Source organism: Sphingomonas sp. IC081, from assembly GCF_006874585.1.
In the GTDB taxonomy this organism is placed as follows: domain Bacteria; phylum Pseudomonadota; class Alphaproteobacteria; order Sphingomonadales; family Sphingomonadaceae; genus Novosphingobium.
The window spans coordinates 3,061,414-3,080,738 of the sequence record NZ_CP029761.1; the positions used below are offsets into that span (position 1 = coordinate 3,061,414).

Consider the following 19,325-nt stretch of genomic DNA (forward strand, 5'->3'; position numbering starts at 1 on the left):
GGCGGGGGGAAAGGGGGAGGGTCCGGTTAGAACTTGACGCGCGCACCCACGGTGAAGCGGCGTTCGAACACGTTGTTGTAGGCCTTCTGGTCCTTCCAGGTGAGGTAGTACTTCTCGTACTCGCCGGTAAGGTTCGAACCCTGGCCGTAGATCGTCACGTTCGGCGTGATGTCGTAGCTGACCGAAGCGTCGATGTAGTTGGTCGGCGCCTGGTAGAGTTCGAGGCCGGAAATGCCGCCGAAGTCGGACTGCACGGCACGCTCCGAACGGTAGTTCCACGCGACGCGGGCCTGGAAGTGCGAGTCCTGGTAGAACAGCGCCAGGTTGGTCTGGATCTTCGAGTTGTCCTGGAACGGAATCGTGCTGCCCGACAGGTCCTTCTTGCCGGTATCGGACGGCGAGTAGGTGAAGTTGCTGTCGATACCGAAGTTGCGCAGGAAGTCCGGCATGAAGCTGAGATCGAGGAACGAGAGCTTGGCCCCCGCTTCCACGCCCTGCAGCGTGCCGCCCGTACCCTGAACCGGCGTGCTGATCGACACCGTGCGGCCGCGCACGACACCGTCGTTGTCCGGCAGGTCGGTGCGGATGACGTTGCCGCTCTGGATGAAGCTGTCGACGCTGATGTGGAAGGCGCCGACGCTCAGCAGGCTGCCGCGGCCGAGGTAGTATTCCAGCGAACCCTCGACATTGGTGGCGCGCCAGGGATCGAGCTGCGGGTTGCCGCTCTGGCTGCCGCCGGTCACGCGGAACACCGGGGTGCCCGGAATGCTGGTGTCGATCGCATAGTTCGGGGTCAGGCCGCCGCCCCACTGGTTGAGATCGAGCAGCGTCATCGTGCGCGACATCGCCACGCGCAGCTTGAGGTTCTGCGCAAGGTCGAAGGCGACGTTGAAGGCAGGCAGGATGTCGGTGAAGCTGCGCTTGGTATTGACCGATCCGGCCAGCGTGTTGGCCATGCCGTAAGGCTGCGGATCGCCGGTCACGTACTGGGTGATGTCGAGCTTGGTGTTGATCACCTTGACGCCCGCATTACCCGAGAACGGCAGGCCGAAGAGGTCGCCGTGGAAGTCGGTCTGGACATAGCCCGAGATCTGCTTGACGCCCACCTTGTAGGACGAGCCGGGGTTCATGACCTCGACGTTGCCCGGGTAGAAGCTGTTCTGGAATGCCAGCGCGTTGTCCATCGCCTTGGGGTCGAGCACGTACATGTTCGGCACACCGGCAACGCCGGGGTTGAACAGCTTGACCATGCTGGCCAGCGTCGGATCGGTGGCAAGGCGGGTGAGCCCTGCCGTGTAGTAGCCAGAGGCATCGCCCGCGCTGCACGAGCTGTTGCTCATCGGCACGTCGAAGGCCTTCCACTTCACGAGGCAGCCGTTCGGGTCGCTGGCCTGCCCGGCATAGAGCGGAGCCGCGCGGTCGAACTCGTAATCGCTGACCGAGCGTTCCGAATAGCGGCCGCCGAAGCTGATCGTGAGGTCGGGGCTGGCTTCATAGGAGCCATCCGCGCGCAGGACCTTCATGTCCCCGTTCTTGCGGTAGTTGCCTTCCGACGACATCGTCTTGAGCGCATAGTTGCTCATGTCGCCCAGGCTGTCCAGCAACTGCGAGGGCAGCGTGAAGACCGGCTTGTTGCCGGTGAAGTCCACCACGGCGGGCAGCGAGTTCAGGCCCGCGATCGTGTTGACCGTGTAGCCGTTCGCGTTGAACACGCGGTCGCCGGTCGGGTAGTGGCCGACGCCGCCGGGCTGCCACTGCTGGCCGTCCGAGAGGCTGAACTGCAGGTAGCTCTGGTCGTAGTACTGGTGGGCCTTGCCGTAGACGCCGCGCAAGGTCGCCTTGAACGGGCCGCCGTTGTCGAACTTCAGCTCAAGGTTGTAGTTCTGCGACTGCGAGCGATAGCGGTCGGTCTGGGCGTAGGAATCGAAGTTGCCCAGATCGTAGTTGTACACCTGCGTGGTGTTGATGTTGTAGGTGCGTCCATCGCCGCCGACATAGGTCGCGCCGGTATCGCGCGAGGCGCCGGGCACGAATTCCGCCGCCTGCCAGTTGACGTCCTGCATCTGGAAACCGGCGGTGCGGTCATGCTCGGTCTGCTTGGTGAAGAAGGCGTCGCCGGTCAGGGTCAGCGCGTCGTTGATCATCCACTGCGCCGAGCCGTTGATGCCCAGACGCTGGCGCTGGTTGATCTTGTTCCAGCCGGTGAAGCCCTGGGGCACGATGAAGGCATCGTTCGAATCGCCGTCACCGTTGACGTCGACGCCGCCGGCAACGGCGGTGCCGCGCGGACGGAACGAGGGCGAGAAGCCGCCGTTCGAAGTGGCGTCGGCGGTGCCTTCGTTATGCAGCGCGGCGCCGTAGCCTTCCTGGATGCCGTTGTGCGAGTTCGACAGGCGCACGTCCGAATAGGCGGCCGAGACCATGAAGCCGAACCGGTCGTTATGCCACGAGATCAAGCCGTTGAAGTTCGGGTCGAACTTGTGCTTGGTCTTGTCGCCATAGGCGCCTTCGGCGGCCGCCGCGAGGGTCAGGCCTTCCTTGAGGTCGAACGGGCGGCGGGTGCGCAGATTGACGGTGCCGGTGATGCCCGAATTGAGCAGGCTGCCGGTGGTCGACTTGATGACGTCCGCGCCGGCGAAGAGCTGCGAGGGAATGTCGTTGAAATTGGGCTGGACCGACGTGATCGACTGGGCGCCGAGGTAGGTTTCGCCGTTCATCAGCGTGACCACCTGCGGCAGGCCGCGGATGTTGATGGTCGAACCTTCGCCCGCGCTGCGCAGGATCTGCACGCCCGGGATGCGCTGGAGCGAGTCGGAAATGGTGACGTCGGGCAGCTTGCCGATGTCTTCGGCCGAGATCGAATCGACCACCGAGGTCGCCTCGCGCTTGATCGCGACGGCGCGTTCCTGCGAACCGCGGATACCGGTGATGACGATCTCGTCGCCGCCGGCGGGGGCAGCGCTATCGGCAGGGGTTGCCGTAGCGTCCTGCGCCGATGCGCCGCTGGCCATGCCGAACGTGGCGAGCGACGTCGCCGCCAGCAGGACGGCACGATTCATCAAGCTCTTCTGCTTCATTCCCTCAACTCCTCTCCTCGCCCGCGTGTCGCGTGGCGCCTCATTTGTTCATGCGGAGAGGGGTACCGGCTTCTTGCCGTGCGACTGCTCTCTCCCGCCACGAGGGTTCTGCTGCCTCGTGTTGCCCTAGACATCCGCCCAAAGCCCCATGTCCGTCAACTTAAATTTTTTCTTTTTTGTTAGTTTGCGCAGCGGAGTGGATGTAGTCAGGAGCCATGAAAAGAGAGGATCGCACCCGCAAGATGCCCGAGCCCGGCGGAAAACCGCGCGGCGAGGGCTCCCTCCCGGATGAGATGGCCGACGCCGCGACCGTGACATCGTTGCCACAAAACGGAAATCCCGCCGCAGGCAAACAGCCGGCCGGCATGCGGCTGGCGGTCTCGCTGTCGGGAACGAATCTGGCGCGGGCGAGCGATTACAACCAGCGGATCGTGCTTCAGGCGATCCGCCTCTCCGGCGAGACCACCCGCATCGCGCTGGCCCAGCAGACCGGGCTGACCCCGCCGACCATCGCCAACATCACCACCCGGCTCGAGGACATGGGCCTCGTCGCGCAATTGGGCCGCAAGCACGGCGGCCGCGGCCAGCCCGCGCTGCGGCTGGCGATCCATCCCGAAGGCGCCTTCGCGATCGGCCTCAATGTCGACCGCGACCACATCACCCTCGTCACCCTCGATCTGGCCGGTGACGTGCGCAGCCGCGTCACCCGTGAGGTGCGCTTTGCGCTGCCCGAGGACGTGGTCTCCATCATTGCCGAGGAACTCGGCGGATTGCTGGCCGCCGGCGGGGTCGACCCCGGCCGCGTGCTCGGCGTCGGCGTTGCCCGGCCCGACGATCTCGGCGGCATCGCCCTGCCGCACAAGCCCGCCGGTTACGAGCGCTGGAGCGCGGTCGATTTCGCGCAGCTGCTCAAGGACGTGCTGCCCTGGCCGGTCCATGTCGACAACGACGCGGCAGCGGCCGCGCTCGGCGAGGCGCAAGGCGTTGGCGGGCAGGACCGCGCCAGCTTCTTCTACGTACTGATCACCGCCGGGCTTGGCGGCGGCCCGGTGATCGACGGCAGCTACTACCGCGGCGCAAGGCTGCGCAGCGGCGAAATCGGCCTCTTGCCCGACCCGGCAGGCCCCTTCCCGGGGGCCCTGGTACAGGACACGGTATCGCTGTCCGCCATCGAGGAGCGGCTGGAGCAGGCCGGACGCAGCCTGGAAAGGCTCGACGACCTGCTGGCGCTCGACCCGGTCATGGCGACCACTGTCGACCAGTGGATCGCCGATGCCACCCGCGCCCTGACCGCCCCGCTGGTGGCGGTCACCTGCCTGCTCGATCCCGATGCCATCCTCATCGGCGGGCGCCTGCCGGTGCCGCTGATCGAGCGGCTTTCCGCCCGGATCGAGGCCGCGCTGGCGCAAGTGCCGATGCCGGTGCGGGTTCCCGTCCAGCCCGCGCAAATGGCCAGCGATGCCCCCGCGATCGGCGCCGCGATCCTGCCCTTCCTCGATCAACTGCTACCTTCGGACGCGATCCTGATGCAGGCGGGCCGCGCTCCCGCTGTCTAAAAAAAAGAATTTGTCTTAATCAATCTTGCTGCCATGATAGGTCGATCGTGAAATTCGGGCGGAACGCGCCGGGCACAAGGCCGCGCGACCGCGACGGGAGAGACCTATGAAGCGCTTGGCGCAACCTCTGAAGCGCTCTGCGCTGAACCGCTGGGCGGCACTGTGACGCTGCGCATCGGCATCGATTTCGGCGGCACCAAGATCGAGGCGGCCGTGCTCGACGAAGGGGGCGATGTGCTGCACCGCCAGCGCACCGACACCCCGCGCGACTACGATACCGCGCTCGCGACCTTGCGCGAACTCGTCGGTGCGGTCGAAACCCGGCTGGGCCGCAGCGCCCGGATCGGCATCGGCACCCCCGGCTCGCTGGTGCGGGCCACCGGACTGATGCGCAACGCCAACTCGGTCTATCTCAATGGCCGCCCGTTCCTGCGCGATCTCGAGACGGCGCTGGCACGCGAAGTGCGGCTTGCCAACGATGCCAACTGCTTTGCGCTTTCCGAAGCGATCGACGGGGCGGCGGCGGGACACCATTCGGTGTTTGGCCTGATCGTCGGCACCGGATGCGGCGGCGGCGTGGTGATCGGCCGTACGCTGGTGGACGGCGCCCACGGCCTCGGCGGCGAACTCGGCCACATGCCGCTACCCGATCCCGGCGCCGACGAACTGCCCGCGCCGAAGTGCTGGTGCGGGCTCAGCGGCTGTTTCGAATCGTGGGTCTCGGGCACCGGCTTCCGCCGCGCCTTTGCCGCCGCGACCGGGCGCGAGCTTGATCCCCCCGCCATCGTCGAGGCCGCCGTCAACGGCGATCCCGAGGCGATGATGGCGCTGGAGCGCTACCGCGACCGGCTGGCGCGCGGGCTCTCGGTGGTCGCCAACCTGCTCGATCCCGATGCCATCGTGCTGGGCGGCGGCATGTCGAACGTCGCGCCGATCTACGAGGGACTTGCCGAAGCGATCCGCCAGCGCACGTTCTCGGGCGCCTGGACCGGCAGCGTGGTGCAGGCACGCTGGGGCGACAGCTCGGGCGTGCGCGGCGCCGCGCTGCTCTGGGATGTCGGCGAGGCCTGATCGATGTCCGGGCCACCGGCCCGGACATCCATTCAGGGAGCCGAGCGCAGCGCGCAAGTCTGCGCCGACAGCCCCTCGACCTCTCGCGGCCCCGTGGCGGTGAATTCAAGGCTTGCAGCCCCGGCGCCGAAACGCGGCCACTGCGGCAGGCCCTTCCCGTTCGGATTGCCGGTGCGGGCAAAGTTCACCCAGTAGGCGGCGAGCGGGGCCAGGGCATCGGCAGCCGCGCCGTCCCCGGCGAGCACGAAGCGGATTTCCGAGCCATGCGTCACCGGCTTGCCGTCCGGCCCGTCGATGTCGAACTGGTAGTGCCAGGCCGTCCCGCCGCTGCGCGCATGCCGGGCGGCGACATGGAGCGAAGGGCAGCGGAACGTCAGGTCGTTCGCCAGCCGCAGCCGCAGATCGGCCGCGGGCGCGCTGCCGGGAGTGAGGCCGTAGGCCTGCATGGCGGCGGCTGCGTTATCGCCAAAACCCTGCGCGATGGCCCGCTCGGGCGTGCCGTAGAGGCCGAGTTCGAGACGGTTGATGCCGAGAATCAGCGGAATGGCGCTGCCCACACCCTTCGCCAGCGAAGCCTCGGGGGTCTCGGTGAGCACCTCGCCGTCGACCACCGCCTGCAGCCAGATAAAGCTGTCATCGTCGAGGTTCGGCACATCGGCATGCTCGGCGGCCTCGATCAGTGCCTTGGCAGGCAGAGCGCGCAGCTGCGCCGCGGTGGCATGGGCAGGAGCGCCCGCGGCCTTGGCAATCATGTCGCCCAGCGCCTCGTTCTCTGCCAGCGAGCGCGGCGGCAGGCCGAACCCGGCCGTACCGCTCTCCTCGATCGCCTTGTGGAACAGGCCCTTGGCGCCGGGCGAGAGCATCTGCAGGCCAACGTCCTGCGCTCCTGCGGATTCGCCGAAGATCGTCACATTGGCCGGATCGCCGCCGAAGCGGGCGATATTGGCCTGCACCCAGCGCAGGCCCGCCTGCTGGTCCATCAGCCCGTAATTGCCGGACTGCTTGCCCAGCGCCGGATGCGACATAAAGCCCAGCGCGGAAAGCCGGTATTGCACGCTGACCAGCACCACCCCGCGCGCCACGATCGGCGAGGCGGCCGGGCCGGGCCCGCCGCCTGCGCGGTTGCCGCCGCCGTGGATCGACACCATGACCGGCAAGGGCTTGGCGGGATGGAGCGTCGGCGTCGCGACGTCGAGGTAGAGGCAGTCTTCCGACTGGTTCGCCGCCGCCTCGCTGTTCCAGCCGTAATCGACCTGCAGGCAGGCGGGGGCGGACTTCACCGCCTGCCGTGTGCCCTGCCAATGCTTCACCTGTTGCGGCGCGCGGAAGCGCAAGTCCCCCAGCGGCGGCGCGGCGAAGGGAATGCCGCGAAACATTGCGCGCCCGTCCGCGCCGCTCTCGCCTTCGACGGCGCCCGCCTCGGTCTGGACGACGGGCGCGGCGGCCGAAGCGGAGGCCAGCGCCAGCGCGGCGAGCGCCAGGCTCATGGCACGCTGGCTGCCGCCAGAGGACGCGGCGCGGGCTTGGCGAGCGCGGCCTTGATCGCCGCTTCCGCCACCTTGTCCATCACCGCGTAGCCCGCCGCCGTGGGATGCACGTGGTCCGAGGTCAGCCCGTCCCGCGCGCCGAGGCCGGAGCCCTTCATCGCCGTCCAGTAATCGGCGTAGACCGAGCCGGTCCTGGCGGCATAACTCTTCAGCCAGGTGTTGAGCTTGACGATGTGCATGCCCGTCTCCAGCCCGGGACGCCAGGGGAACTGGTCCGCGGGCGGGATAGAGGCGAGGATCACGCGGATGCCGTGCGCCTGCGCCAGTTCCACCATCGAGCGGTAATTGCCCTCAATCGCCTCGTCGCTGATCGGGCCGGTGTTACTGGCAATGTCGTTGGTGCCGGCCATGATCTGGACGACATCGGGCTTGAGGTCGATCACGTCCTGCCGGAAGCGCAGCAGCATCTGCGAGGTGGTCTGCCCGCCGATGCCGCGCCCGATCCGGCCCGGTGTGAAGAAGCCACGGTCGAGATCGTACCAGCCCTGGGTGATCGAATCGCCCATCAGCACCACGCGTGGACGCGGCGCCTTGGCGGCGTCCACCGCATTGGCATCGCGGTAGCGCGCGGTCCAGGCCCAGTCGTTGTGGAGCCGGTCTTCCGCAGCCTGCGCCCCGGCATTGGGTACGGCAGGAGCGGTCGGTGCGGCCTGCGCCATCGCCGAGGCGGGCAGAACGGTGGCAGTCAGGGCAGTGCTAGTCAGGGCAAGGCAGGCAAGAATAGGCTTCACGATCAGTTCCCCACGGCAATGGTCTGGGCCGCGACGTTCCAGCCGCGCAGCTTGACCGAGGGTGAACCACCCACAAGCGCGCTCGGCGCCGTCACCGTCACCTCGCGGGTTTCCCCCGGCAGCAGAGAGACATAGTTGTCCGAGAAGTAGCTGGGAAGCACTTGCTTGCCCTTGGCGTCGAACAGCGTGAGCTTGGTCTGGATCGCGGCGGTCTTGCCGGGGTTGGTGAGGGTGACGACGATCTTGGTATCGCTGCCATCGGTGCCAACCTTGGCCGCGCCCGTCAGCGGCACCTGAGCCATCGTGCTGAGCGCCTGCAGTGCCTCGTCGCTGGCGGCCTGCCAGTAGAAGTTGTCCGAAATCCGCGCGCCGGAGGCATCCAGCGCTTCCAGACGCACCAGCACCGGCCCCGAAGCCATCAGCGGCGCCAGGTCCAGCGTGAAGGCATCGGCAACCTTGCCGGCCACAGCGTCCACCTTCACGTCGCGCGTGGCGAGCGTGCGCCCGTCCAGCGCCTGCACCGTCGCCCGCACCGTCACGCCGGGCAGCGCGGCCATGCGGTTGTTGACGAGGATCACCTTGTGATCGGGCAGGTTCATCTGCACGTGCACCGGCTCCGACGCTTTCTTCATGCCGTAGAACGCGCCGTGGGTGTCGTAGTCGGACGAGAACACCTGCCAGGCCGAGCTCGGCCATGCCGGCTGCGTCATCCACAGCATGCGGCCGGAATTGGTGGTCCAGAGCCCCGCGTTCATGCCTTCGAAGATCGCGCGGTAGCTTTCGTATTCCAGCATCTGCGCCTTGCGTTCGAAATCGGGCAAGCTGGTGGGCTTGCCGAATTCGCGGTCCATGGCATCGGTGAAGCTCTTCACCGCGCCGTTCCCGGTCTGGTGCCAGTCGTGATAGGCCCAGGTGTCGCTGATCGGCCAGCGCTCGCTGGCCGGGATCGCGCGCTCCCACGATTCCAGCGTCGGGAACGAGGGGGTGCCGACCTCGACCGCGAAGCCCTTCGAATATTCGGTGAAGTACTTCTCCGGCTCACGCCAGTTGTAGGGCCCGGAATCGTGCAGGTTGATGCGGTTGGAAGAGGCCATGTAGAGCCGCGTGCCGTCCTCCTTGCGGAGCATGTCGTCGAGGCCTTCGTTGAGGATCGGCTGCGGCACGCCTTCGTTGCGGCCGAACCACAGGACGATGGAGGGGTGGTTGCGGAAGCGCGAAACCACGTCCTTCGCATTGTCCATGAACAGCACAGGATCCTGCGCCTCGATGTTGTAATCCTGCGTCGATTCCCAGAAATCGCTCATGACCATCAGGCCATATTCGTCAGCCAGATCGAAGAAGGAGCCTTGCGTGTTCTGGCCCACCCAGTTGCGGATAATATTGACGTGGGCGTCCTGGTGCAGCTTGAAGTAGGGCTCGAGATGCGCGCGATCGACGCGCTTCATGAAGTCGTCCATGCCCACCGAACCGCCGCGCGCAGCGATGCGCACACCGTTGACGCGCAGCACGAGGAAGGGCGAAAGCCCCTCATCCCCGGCGATCGGGGTGACGGCGGGCGACTTTTCCGCTCCGGCCGCGAAGGAGTAAGCCCAGCCGCCCGGCACCTGCCGGATCGCATCGTGGCGTTCATCGACGATATGCTGGCCGAGCTTGCGGGCCTTCTCGAAATCGATGGTGACACGGTCGAGCTTGCCCTCGCCATCCACCAGCGACATTTCATAAGTCACCTGACGCATGCCGAAGCGCACGTCCTTGCTGTCGGACGGCTGACCGTCGACAGCGGTGGTCAGGTGCAGCATGTGCAGCGCCGGGGCGCCGTAGCCGTTGGGCCACCACAGCTTCGGGTTGTTCACCGCGAGCGCGCCGTCGGTCTCCGGCGAGAAGCGCACGGCCACCGACTGGCGGGCGGGAACGGTCACCTGGCGCTCCACCGCGACATCGTCGAACGCGGCGCGCACGGTGGTGGTGACGGTGCGGTCGGACAAGTTGGTGACCGGCACCGTGATCTCGATATCGGCGACGCTGTTGTCCGCGCGTGGCAGCGTGGTGACGACTTGCGGATCGCCGATCTTCGCATCGCCGCTGGCGATGAGTTGCACGTCCTGCCAGAGCCCGGTCTGGCGGTCACGAATGGTCGGGATCCAGTCCCAGCCTTCCGAGGCGCCGAAGGTCGGCCCGTCGAGCATCATCATGCCGCCGTTCTCGCCCACGCCAGCGGTCAGCGATTCCTCATGGGCGACGCCGGGGCGCGGCGGCGGCGAGACGCGAACGGCAATCGCATTGCGGCCCGGCTTCAGCAGCGGCGAGACATCGAACTTGCCGCGCACGAAGGCGCCCTTGGTGGTGCCGACTTCGGTGCCGTTGACCCAGACCTCAGAGGCGAAGTTGACGCCGTTCAGCAGCAGCTCGAGGTGGCGGCCAGAGGCGCCGGCGGGCAGATCGAACTCGGTGCGGTACCAGTAATCCTGATGCGCCAGCTTCTCAGGGATGACGAGGTTGTTGAGGCCGTGCGCCGGATCGGGATAGACGCCGCGATCGACCAGCGTGGTCAGCACGGTGCCGGGAACGGTGGCGGCATACCACTTGGTGTCGCCGAAGCCGGGGCGCGAGATCGCGGCGGCATTGCCGTTCACGTCCGGCGCGGCGGCGAGGGTCCACTTCTGCAGCGTCCACTTGCCGGCACCCGCTTCAGCGAGCGGCGTGACTTGCGGCACCGGCTTGGCGACCGGCTTGTCCGGCGCGGCCCCGCGCGGCAGCGTCGATGCGGGCTGCGGGGTGACCTGCCCCTGCATCTGGCGCACCTGCAGGGGCCAGCGCGGGCTGGTTTCGGCGAACTGGATCAGCGCGGCATCGGGCTGCGCGCCGGTGGCCTTGATAACGCCGGCATCGAGACGCAGGCCGGCGAGACGGGCAGCGGGGGCCGGCGCGGAACCGACCAGCAGGCGGGCAGGCTGCGCGGGTAGCGGCCGCGCGAGCGTGGCGGCAGCCTTGCCGTCGACCGAAAGCGTCAGGCCCTTGGCACTGCTGACCAGCGCGAAATGGTGCCACTGGCCGCCGCGCAGGGCGGTGCCGCTGGCGGTCTGGCCATTGGCGGCGAGCACCGGCTTGCCGCCGGTCACCGCGACCGAAACGAGTGCCGTATTGCTGTCCTTGCTAGCAAGCGCTGCCAGCGTGCCGCCGTCAGCGCCGTCGAGCGAGGCCCAGAAGGACAGTGTCCAATCGCCCGCCGGAACGGTGACGTCGCGCGACCAGACGGGGCTGGCGGGGATCACGGCAAGGTCGAAAGGCCCGGCCACTTGCGCGCTTGCCGCCTGCGAAGCGGCGATGACCGCGAGAGCGCAAGCCCCCATCCATGCCGTGCGCGCGCGCACATTCGCCCCGTTGCTCATCCTCGTCCCTTTCCATGTCGCGGCCCGATTTCGGGCTTTCTCGGACACCAAACACGTACCGGGACAAAAAGCCAAATGTTTTTATATAATCGGACACGCAAAATTACGGTGCCCAAACGCAAACGGGGCGGGAAGAGCCCTGCCCTCCCCGCCCCGTGGGAACTCTTGGATCAAAGCCTGGACTCAGGCCCTGAACTCAGGCCCGCCCGATCTTCAGGAAGCGTTCCTCGCGGCGGGCCAGCAGGTCGCCGGTCGGCAATGCGGAGAGCACGTCGAGTTCCTGCTCGATCGCGCCCAGCAGCGCCTGCGCGGTCTTGCCGGCATCGCGGTGGGCGCCGCCGGTCGGCTCCGCCACCACGCGCTCGATCACGCCGAGCGAGAGCAGGTCCTGCGCCGTCACCTTCATCGCCTCGGCCGCGTCGGGGCCCTTGTCCGGCGTGCGCCAGAGGATCGACGAGGCGCCCTCGGGCGAGATCACCGAGTAGATCGAGTGTTCCAGCATCAGCACGCGGTCGGCCGCGGCCAGCGCCACCGCACCGCCCGAACCGCCCTCGCCGACGATAGCCGAAACCATCGGCACCGGCACGCCGAGGCAGGCCTCGATCGAACGGGCAATCGCTTCCGCCTGGCCGCGTTCCTCGGCCTCGACGCCGGGGAAGGCACCCGCGGTATCGACCAGCGTGACCACCGGCAGGCCGAACTTGCCGGCCATTTCCATCAGGCGGATCGCCTTGCGGTAGCCTTCGGGCTTGGCCATGCCGAAGTTGTGGCGGATGCGCGAGGTGGTGTCGGAACCCTTCTCGTGGCCGATCAGCATGACCTTGCGGCCATTGAGCTTGGCCAGACCGCCGATGATCGCCTGGTCTTCGCCATAGAGACGGTCACCGCCCAGCGGCACGAACTCGGTAAAGCCGAGCGCGAGGTAGTCCACGAAGTGGGGGCGCTGCGGATGGCGCGCCACTTGCGTCTTCTGCCAGGGCGAGAGCTTGGCATAAGTGCCGCTCAGCAGCGCCGCGCTCTTCTTTTCCAGACGGCCGATCTCGGACGCGATGTCGAGATCGCTGCCGCTGGCGGTGGCGCGCAGTTCGGCAATGCGCGCTTCCAGTTCCGCGATCGGCTTTTCGAATTCAAGAAACGAGATCATGCTCTATCCGTTCAGGTCTGTTGCCGCGCGCCTCAGGAGGCGCGCTTCGCCAGCCACTCTTCCAGCCACTTGATGGTGTATTCGCCGCTCTGGAACTCGGGATCGTCCAGCAGCGCCTGATGCAGCGGGATCGAGGTCTTGACGCCGTCGATCACCATTTCATCGAGCGCACGCTTGAGGCGCATGATCGCGCCCTTGCGGGTACGGCCCGAGACGATGAGCTTGCCGATCATCGAATCGTAGTAAGGCGGAATGCGGTAGCCCGCATAGAGCCCCGAATCGACGCGCACGTTCATGCCGCCCGCCGCGTGGTAGGCCGTGACCTGACCCGGCGAAGGCGTGAAGTTCCACGGGTCTTCCGCGTTGATGCGGCATTCAATCGCGTGGCCCTTGAACTCGATCTCGTCCTGCTTGAACGAAAGCGGATTGCCTTCGGCCACGCGGATCTGTTCGCGCACGAGGTCGACGCCGGTGATGGCTTCGGTCACCGGATGCTCCACCTGCAGGCGGGTGTTCATCTCGATGAAGTAGAACTCACCGTTTTCCCAGAGGAACTCGATGGTGCCGGCGCCGCGATAGGCCATGTCGGCCATGGCCTTGGCGACGATGCCGCCCATGCGGTCGCGCTCTTCGGGGGTGATGACCGGCGACGGCGCTTCTTCCAGCACCTTCTGGTGGCGGCGCTGCAGCGAACAGTCGCGCTCGCCCAGGTGCACCGCCTCGCCCTTGCCGTCACCGAAGATCTGGAACTCGATATGGCGCGGGTTGCCGAGGTACTTTTCCATGTAGACGGTGGCATCGCCGAAGGCAGCCTTCGCCTCCGAACGGGCCTGACCCATCTGGCTTTCGAGTTCCTCGGCCGTGTTGACGACCTTCATGCCGCGGCCGCCGCCGCCCGAAGCGGCCTTGATGATGACCGGATAACCGATCCTCTCGGCCAGATCACGGGCAACCGCGAAGTCCTCGATCGCGCCGTCCGAGCCCGGCACCAGCGGCAGGCCGAGTGCGCCGGCAGTGCGCTTGGCTTCCACCTTGTCGCCCATCGTGCGGATGTGCTCGGGCTTGGGGCCGACCCAGATCAGGCCATGCGCCTCGACGATCTCGGCGAACTGGGCGTTCTCCGAAAGGAAGCCGTAGCCGGGGTGGATCGCGTCGGCATGGGTGATCTCGGCGGCGGCGATGATCGCCGCGACATTGAGGTACGAATCCTTCGCGGCCGGCGGGCCGATGCAGACCGCGTGGTCGGCAAGGCGCACATGCATGGCGTCGGCGTCGGCGGTCGAGTGGACCGCGACGGTTTCGATGCCCATCTCGCGCGCGGCGCGGTGGATGCGCAGCGCGATCTCGCCGCGGTTGGCAATCAGGAGGCGCTTGATGGCCATCAGATTACGATCCTCAGGCGATCACGACGAGCGGCTGGTCGAATTCGACCGGCTGCTGGTTGTCGATGAGGATGGCCTGGATCGTGCCGCCCTTGGGGGCGGTGATCTGGTTCATGACCTTCATGGCTTCGACGATCAGCAGCACGTCGCCGGCCTTGACCTGCTGGCCGACGCTGATGAAGTTCGGCGCGGTAGGCTCGGGCGCGAGGTAGGCGGTGCCGACCATCGGCGACTTCACCGCATCGACCGGAGCGGCCGGGGCAGCCGCTTCGGCAACCGGAGCGGCGGCAGCGACCGGCGCAGCGGCGGGAGCGGCGAAGGGCATGGCCGGAGCGGCAGCAACGATCTGCTGCGCGACCTGGCGCGTCACCTTGATCTTGCGTTCGCCATCCTCGACCTCGATCTCGGTCAGACCGGTTTCAGCCAGGAGCTCGGCGAGCTCGCGTACCAGCGCGCTGTCGATGTTCACGCAACTTCCTTTCGTTCAAGATATTCGAGCAGCGAGGCCAGCGTGCCTTTGAGGTCCTTGCGGTGGACCACCATGTCCACCATGCCGTGGGCATGGAGGTACTCGGCGCGCTGGAAGCCGTCGGGGAGTTTCTCGCGGATCGTGTCCTGGATCACGCGCTGGCCGGCGAAGCCGATGAGGGCGCCGGGCTCTGCAATGTGGATATCGCCCAGCATCGCGTAGCTGGCGGTGACGCCGCCGGTGGTGGGATCGGTGAGGACGACGATGTAGGGCAGGCCCGCCCGCGCAAGGCGGCGGATCGCGACGGTCGCCTTGGGCATCTGCATGAGCGAGAGGATACCCTCCTGCATGCGTGCGCCGCCCGCGGCGGTGAAAATGACGTAGCCGCAGTTCTCGGCAATGGCGCGCTCGGCGGCTTCGACGAAGGCTTCGCCCACCGCCATGCCCATCGACCCGCCCATGAAGGCGAAGTCCTGCACGCCAAGGACGACCTTGCGACCCTCGATCGTGCCGAGCGCATTGGTCAGCGCATCGGGGTAGGGATTGGCGGCGCGAGCGGCCTTGAGGCGATCCGAATACTTCTTGGAATCGCGGAAATTGAGCGGATTTTCCGGCACGCGCGGCGCCGAGAGGACTCCGTAACCGGCGTCGAGAAGCTGGTCGAAGCGCTGCTGCGCGCCGATGCGGCCATGATACTGACAACGCGGGCAGACCGAGAGGTTGTCCTCGAACTCCTTGGTGAAGAGCATCTCGCCGCAACCGGGACACTTGGTCCACAGGTTGTCGGGCGTATCCCGCTTCTTCAGGTTCCCGAGGGAATTGCGTACTTTGCTAAGCCAACTCATGACCAACCCTTGCGTGAGACCCGAGCGGCCCGGTGATAGCCCGGGCTCATCTCGCGGCCGTCCGGAAGCCGTGTGAATGCGCCGATTTCCGGCATATCCAGCGACCGAACGATCCTTGCGGACGACAGACACCGTGCCGGTCTGCCGGCCCGTCGCCGAGCGCGGCAATACGCGGCAGATATGGCTAGATCAATCGCCTCTGCGCGGATCATGGGACAAAAAGTGCCTGCCCGGACCGGCCGGGGGCATCGCACGAGAGGGCAAAAGCCGCAGGAATCCACGATTTCCAAGGGTTCGACGCCACCTCTGTAAACATACATGGAAGCCTCTAAACCATGCTGTGTTTCACCCCTTTCCCATTAGGTCAAGCGAGAAATTATCGGTCTTTGTTGCCGTTCGCTGTTGCTGAAATGAGACATAATCACGCTCGAAGCCGCGACTTGATCGCCGCGCCGCCCGGGATCAGGATGCCGATGCGATGAAACAGGCGACCACCATCCTCACGTTCGACACCCCTGGCCGGGGGCTTACCGATATCACGCGGGCGATTGCCGGGTGGCAGCGCGATAGCGGCATCGGCGAGGGGCTGCTGACGCTGCTGTGCCGCCACACGTCCGCCTCGCTGCTGATTCAGGAGAATGCCGCGCGTGAGGTGCGCGGCGATCTGGTCGCCTGGCTCGACCGCATCGCGCCGGAAGGCCCGCACTATGCCCATGACGACGAGGGGCCGGACGACATGCCCGCGCACCTCAAGGCGACTCTGACCGGCGTGAACCTGTCGATTCCGGTGATCGGCGGGCAGATGGCGCTGGGAACCTGGCAAGGCATCTATCTGGCCGAGCACCGCCGCATGGCGCACCGGCGGCAGGTGGCGCTGCATCTGCTCGGCGTGTAGAATCGGGCTGTAACCGATGGCAGGGGCGAGGCGAACTGGGATCATGAGCGACATCGCCCCGCCCGCCGAACCCTCGCCTGCGCAAGAGGCTCATCCGCAAGGCGGCGATCTGGTGAAGCGCCACCGGCTCTCGACGCGGCTCTGGCACTGGACCAATGCGGTCACGCTGCTGATCATGCTGATGAGCGGGCTGATGATCTTTAACGCCCATGCCCGGCTCTACTGGGGTGAATATGGCGCGAATTTCGATGCGCCGTGGCTGAAGATCGGCTCCGCGCGGATCGGCACGTATGAATATGGCTATCTGCAAGTGGCCGGCCACCGCGTCGAGACGACCGGCCTGCTCGGCTACTGGAAAGACCCCGACGGCACCCCGCACCGCCGCGCCTTTCCTTATTGGGCGACGATTCCTTCCGCCTACAGCCTTGCCGATGCGCGGACATGGCACCTGGCCTTCGCCTGGGTGCTCTCGCTGGGTCTGGCGGCCTATCTGATCTGGTCGCTCGTGAACCGGCATATCCAGCGCGACATTCATATCACGCGCCGCGAATGGCGGCTGCGGCATGTCTGGCTGGAAGCGCGGGACCACGCGCGGCTGCGCCTGCCCACCGGCACAGCGGCCCTGCGCTACAACACGCTTCAGAAGATCGCCTATGCCGGGGTACTGTTCGGCCTGCTGCCGCTGATGATCCTGACCGGCCTCGCCCTTTCGCCCGGCACCGATGCGTGGGCGCCGCTGGTGACGGAAGTGTTCGGGGGGCGGCAAACGGCGCGCTCGATCCACTTCCTTTGCGCATTTGCTCTGGTGGGCTTCTTTATCGTCCACATCGCCATGGTCGTGCTGGCCGGGCCGTTCAACGAACTGCGCGCGATGGTGACGGGCTGGTATCGCCTGCCAAGGGAGAAGGAGCAGTGAGCAAGTTGATCCTCTCGCGGCGGCGACTGATTCAGGCGGGTGCGGTGGGCGCGGGCGGGCTGCTGCTTTCCGGCTGCGACCGGCTGACGCGCGATCCCAAGGTGCTCGATTTTCTGGGGCAGGCGGAAGACCTCCACCGCGTGACCCAGCGCGGCCTTGCCGGCGATGCCCTCGCCCGCGAGTTTTCCGAATCGCAAATGTCGCCCACCTTCCGCGCCAACGGCAGCCTTGCCGTCGCCGATCCGGTCTACCGCACCCATTTCGCGCAGGGTTTTTCGCGGTGGGCGCTGCGGGTGGACGGACTGGTCACGCATCCCCTCATGCTGCCGCTGACCGCGCTCAAGCAGTTCCCCCAGCGCACCCAGATCACCCGCCACGACTGCGTCGAGGGATGGAGCGCGATCGGCAAGTGGACCGGCCCGCGCCTTGCTGCCCTGCTCGATCTCGCGCGGCTGCGGCCGGAGGCGCGCTATCTCGTGTTCCATTGCGCCGATCTCTACGGCGGGAGGCCCTATTACGAATCGATCGACCTGGTGGACGCCTTCCACCCGCAGACGATCCTGGCATGGGCGATGAACGGCCAGCCGCTGGAAGAACAGCACGGCGCCCCGCTACGCCTGCGGGTAGAGCGGCAACTGGGCTACAAGCACGCCAAGTTCGTCACCCGGATCGAGGCGGTCGCCGCGCTCGCCGGGATCTACGGCGGCAAAGGCGGATATTGGGAGGATAACGGCCGATACGCCTGGTATGCCGGGATTTAGTCCGCGGGCCCATTGCATCCCAGCCTATCTGGCTTCATCCACGCGGCTTCAAAATAATAACGCAAGAGCGTAGCCCCCGTGACCACCCTTCCCGCCTGTGAGTTCCAGCCGTGATTTCCGCGCTCGACCTGTTCCGTATCGGCCTTGGCCCGTCCAGTTCGCACACCGTCGGCCCGATGCGCATCGCCATGCGCTTCCTTCAAGGCATAGAGGCCAGTGGACAGCTTGACGCGATCGCCCGCCTCCGCGTCGATCTGCAGGGCTCACTGGCGCTGACCGGCGAAGGCCACGGCACCCCCGATGCCTGCCTGATGGGCCTGATCGGCTTCGAACCCGAAACCGCAGAGCCTGCGCAGGCGCACGCTGCCGCTGCCGAAGTGCGCGCCAGCGGCCGGATCATGCTGCTCGGCCGTCACGGGATCGCGTTCGACTGCAAAGGCGACCTGATCCTCGATTTCGACCATATCCCCGATCTCCACCCCAACGGCATGGTGCTGACGGCATGGGACGCCGCGGGCGAGGAACTGGCGCGCGGCGAGTATTTCTCGACCGGCGGCGGCTTCTATTCCAGCCGCCACCAGCTCGAACAGCCTGCGCCCGACGATCAGGTGGTCCACGGCCCGCCGGTCCGCTTCCCCTTCACCTCGGGCGCCGAACTGCTGGCGGTCTGCGCAGAAAGCGGCTTCGACATCGCCGAAGTCATGATGGCCAACGAAGCCGCGCGGCGCCCCGAGGCAGAGACACTCGCCGGGCTCGACGTGATTGCCGATGCCATGAACCTGTGCATCGATCAGGGGCTCACCAAGGAAGGCCACCTGCCCGGAGCGCTCAAGGTTCGCCGCCGCGCCCGCGCCATTCACCAGAAGCTGATCGCCCGCCCGCAGGACAATCAGGCGGAAACGCTGATGGACTGGCTGAACCTCTACGCCATGGCGGTGAACGAGGAAAACGCCAGCGGCGGCCGCGTCGTCACCGCGCCGACCAATGGCGCGGCGGGTATCGTGCCCTCGCTGCTGCGGCAGTATTGCAGCGACGGCAATACCGCGATCCCTTCCAAGGCGCGTCGCTACCTGCTCACCGCTGCCGGCATCGGCCTGCTCTACAAGCAGCGCGCCTCGATCTCCGGTGCGGAGATGGGCTGTCAGGGCGAAGTGGGCGTTGCCTGCTCGATGGCGGCAGCGGGCCTCGCGGCGGTCTGGGGCGGCACCCCGGTGCAAGTCTGCGCGGCAGCGGAAATCGGCATGGAGCACAACCTCGGCCTCACCTGCGATCCGGTCGGCGGGCTGGTGCAGATCCCCTGCATCGAACGCAATGCCATCGCCGCGGTGAAGGCCGTGAACGCGGCAAAGCTGGCGCTCCACGCCGGGGAAACGCCGCGCGTGTCGCTCGATCAGGTGATCGAGACGATGCGGCAGACCGGGCTCGATATGTCGAGCAAGTACAAGGAAACCAGCCAGGGCGGGCTGGCGATCAACGTCGTGGCGTGTTGAGGAAGAAGGACAAGGGAGAAAGCAGGGGAGCATAGCCCCCCTGCCCCCCAGT

At 66.8% G+C, this 19,325-nt stretch carries 14 protein-coding genes; 6 read left to right on the plus strand and 8 right to left on the minus strand.

Translation table 11 applies throughout. From position 1 onward, the window contains the following. Positions 1–26 precede the first annotated feature (26 nt). A complete protein-coding gene (locus tag DM450_RS14460; RefSeq protein WP_260609885.1) occupies positions 27–3,059 on the minus strand; it encodes a TonB-dependent receptor in 3,033 nt (1,010 codons plus the stop codon). A gap of 233 nt (positions 3,060–3,292) precedes the next feature. On the opposite strand from DM450_RS14460, the gene DM450_RS14465 reads away from it, so the two are divergent. Beyond that, complete coding sequence (locus tag DM450_RS14465; RefSeq protein WP_312846145.1) at positions 3,293–4,633, plus strand: ROK family transcriptional regulator; 1,341 nt, start codon at positions 3,293–3,295, stop codon at positions 4,631–4,633. A gap of 162 nt (positions 4,634–4,795) precedes the next feature. Next, on the plus strand, positions 4,796–5,704 hold the full coding sequence (locus DM450_RS14470) for an ROK family protein (RefSeq protein WP_142635928.1): 909 nt from the start codon (positions 4,796–4,798) through the stop codon (positions 5,702–5,704). 32 nt (positions 5,705–5,736) lie between these two features. Here DM450_RS14470 and DM450_RS14475 read toward each other — a convergent pair whose 3' ends face one another. From DM450_RS14475 to accD, 7 genes are all read right to left on the minus strand, one after another. Further along, entirely contained in the window at positions 5,737–7,191 is a 1,455-nt protein-coding gene (locus tag DM450_RS14475) for a carboxylesterase/lipase family protein (RefSeq protein ID WP_142635930.1), read from the minus strand. Beyond that, complete coding sequence (locus tag DM450_RS14480; protein ID WP_260609886.1) at positions 7,188–7,982, minus strand: GDSL-type esterase/lipase family protein; 795 nt, start codon at positions 7,980–7,982, stop codon at positions 7,188–7,190. Before DM450_RS14480 ends, DM450_RS14475 begins: the two co-directional genes overlap by 4 nt. Positions 7,983–7,984: 2 nt before the next feature. After that, entirely contained in the window at positions 7,985–11,371 is a 3,387-nt protein-coding gene (locus tag DM450_RS14485) for a glycosyl hydrolase 2 galactose-binding domain-containing protein (protein WP_185928618.1), read from the minus strand. A gap of 196 nt (positions 11,372–11,567) precedes the next feature. After that, the gene (locus DM450_RS14490; RefSeq protein ID WP_142635932.1) at positions 11,568–12,515 is read right to left on the minus strand and encodes an acetyl-CoA carboxylase carboxyltransferase subunit alpha; all 948 of its coding nucleotides are present in this window, start codon (positions 12,513–12,515) and stop codon (positions 11,568–11,570) included. A 32-nt stretch (positions 12,516–12,547) separates the two neighbouring features. Further along, on the minus strand, positions 12,548–13,897 hold the full coding sequence (gene accC, locus DM450_RS14495) for an acetyl-CoA carboxylase biotin carboxylase subunit (RefSeq protein ID WP_142635934.1): 1,350 nt from the start codon (positions 13,895–13,897) through the stop codon (positions 12,548–12,550). A 13-nt stretch (positions 13,898–13,910) separates the two neighbouring features. Continuing rightward, positions 13,911–14,366, minus strand: coding sequence for an acetyl-CoA carboxylase biotin carboxyl carrier protein (gene accB / locus DM450_RS14500; RefSeq protein WP_142635936.1), 456 nt, complete (start codon positions 14,364–14,366; stop codon positions 13,911–13,913). Continuing rightward, a complete protein-coding gene (gene accD / locus DM450_RS14505; RefSeq protein ID WP_142635938.1) occupies positions 14,363–15,211 on the minus strand; it encodes an acetyl-CoA carboxylase, carboxyltransferase subunit beta in 849 nt (282 codons plus the stop codon). The genes accB and accD overlap by 4 nt, the downstream gene beginning before the upstream one ends. 478 nt (positions 15,212–15,689) lie before the next feature. Between accD and DM450_RS14510 the strand changes: the two genes are divergently transcribed. From DM450_RS14510 to DM450_RS14525, 4 genes are all read left to right on the plus strand, one after another. Next, positions 15,690–16,106, plus strand: coding sequence for a secondary thiamine-phosphate synthase enzyme YjbQ (locus tag DM450_RS14510; protein ID WP_142635940.1), 417 nt, complete (start codon positions 15,690–15,692; stop codon positions 16,104–16,106). Positions 16,107–16,149: 43 nt separating this feature from the next. After that, positions 16,150–17,022, plus strand: a complete 873-nt coding sequence (locus DM450_RS14515; protein ID WP_142635942.1) for a cytochrome b/b6 domain-containing protein — start codon at positions 16,150–16,152, stop codon at positions 17,020–17,022. Then, positions 17,019–17,783: a molybdopterin-dependent oxidoreductase gene (locus DM450_RS14520; protein WP_409529342.1), complete on the plus strand. Its 765-nt coding sequence runs from the start codon at positions 17,019–17,021 to the stop codon at positions 17,781–17,783. Before DM450_RS14515 ends, DM450_RS14520 begins: the two co-directional genes overlap by 4 nt. A 110-nt stretch (positions 17,784–17,893) precedes the next feature. Next, entirely contained in the window at positions 17,894–19,273 is a 1,380-nt protein-coding gene (locus DM450_RS14525) for an L-serine ammonia-lyase (protein WP_142635944.1), read from the plus strand. The last annotated feature ends 52 nt before the right edge of the window (positions 19,274–19,325 follow it).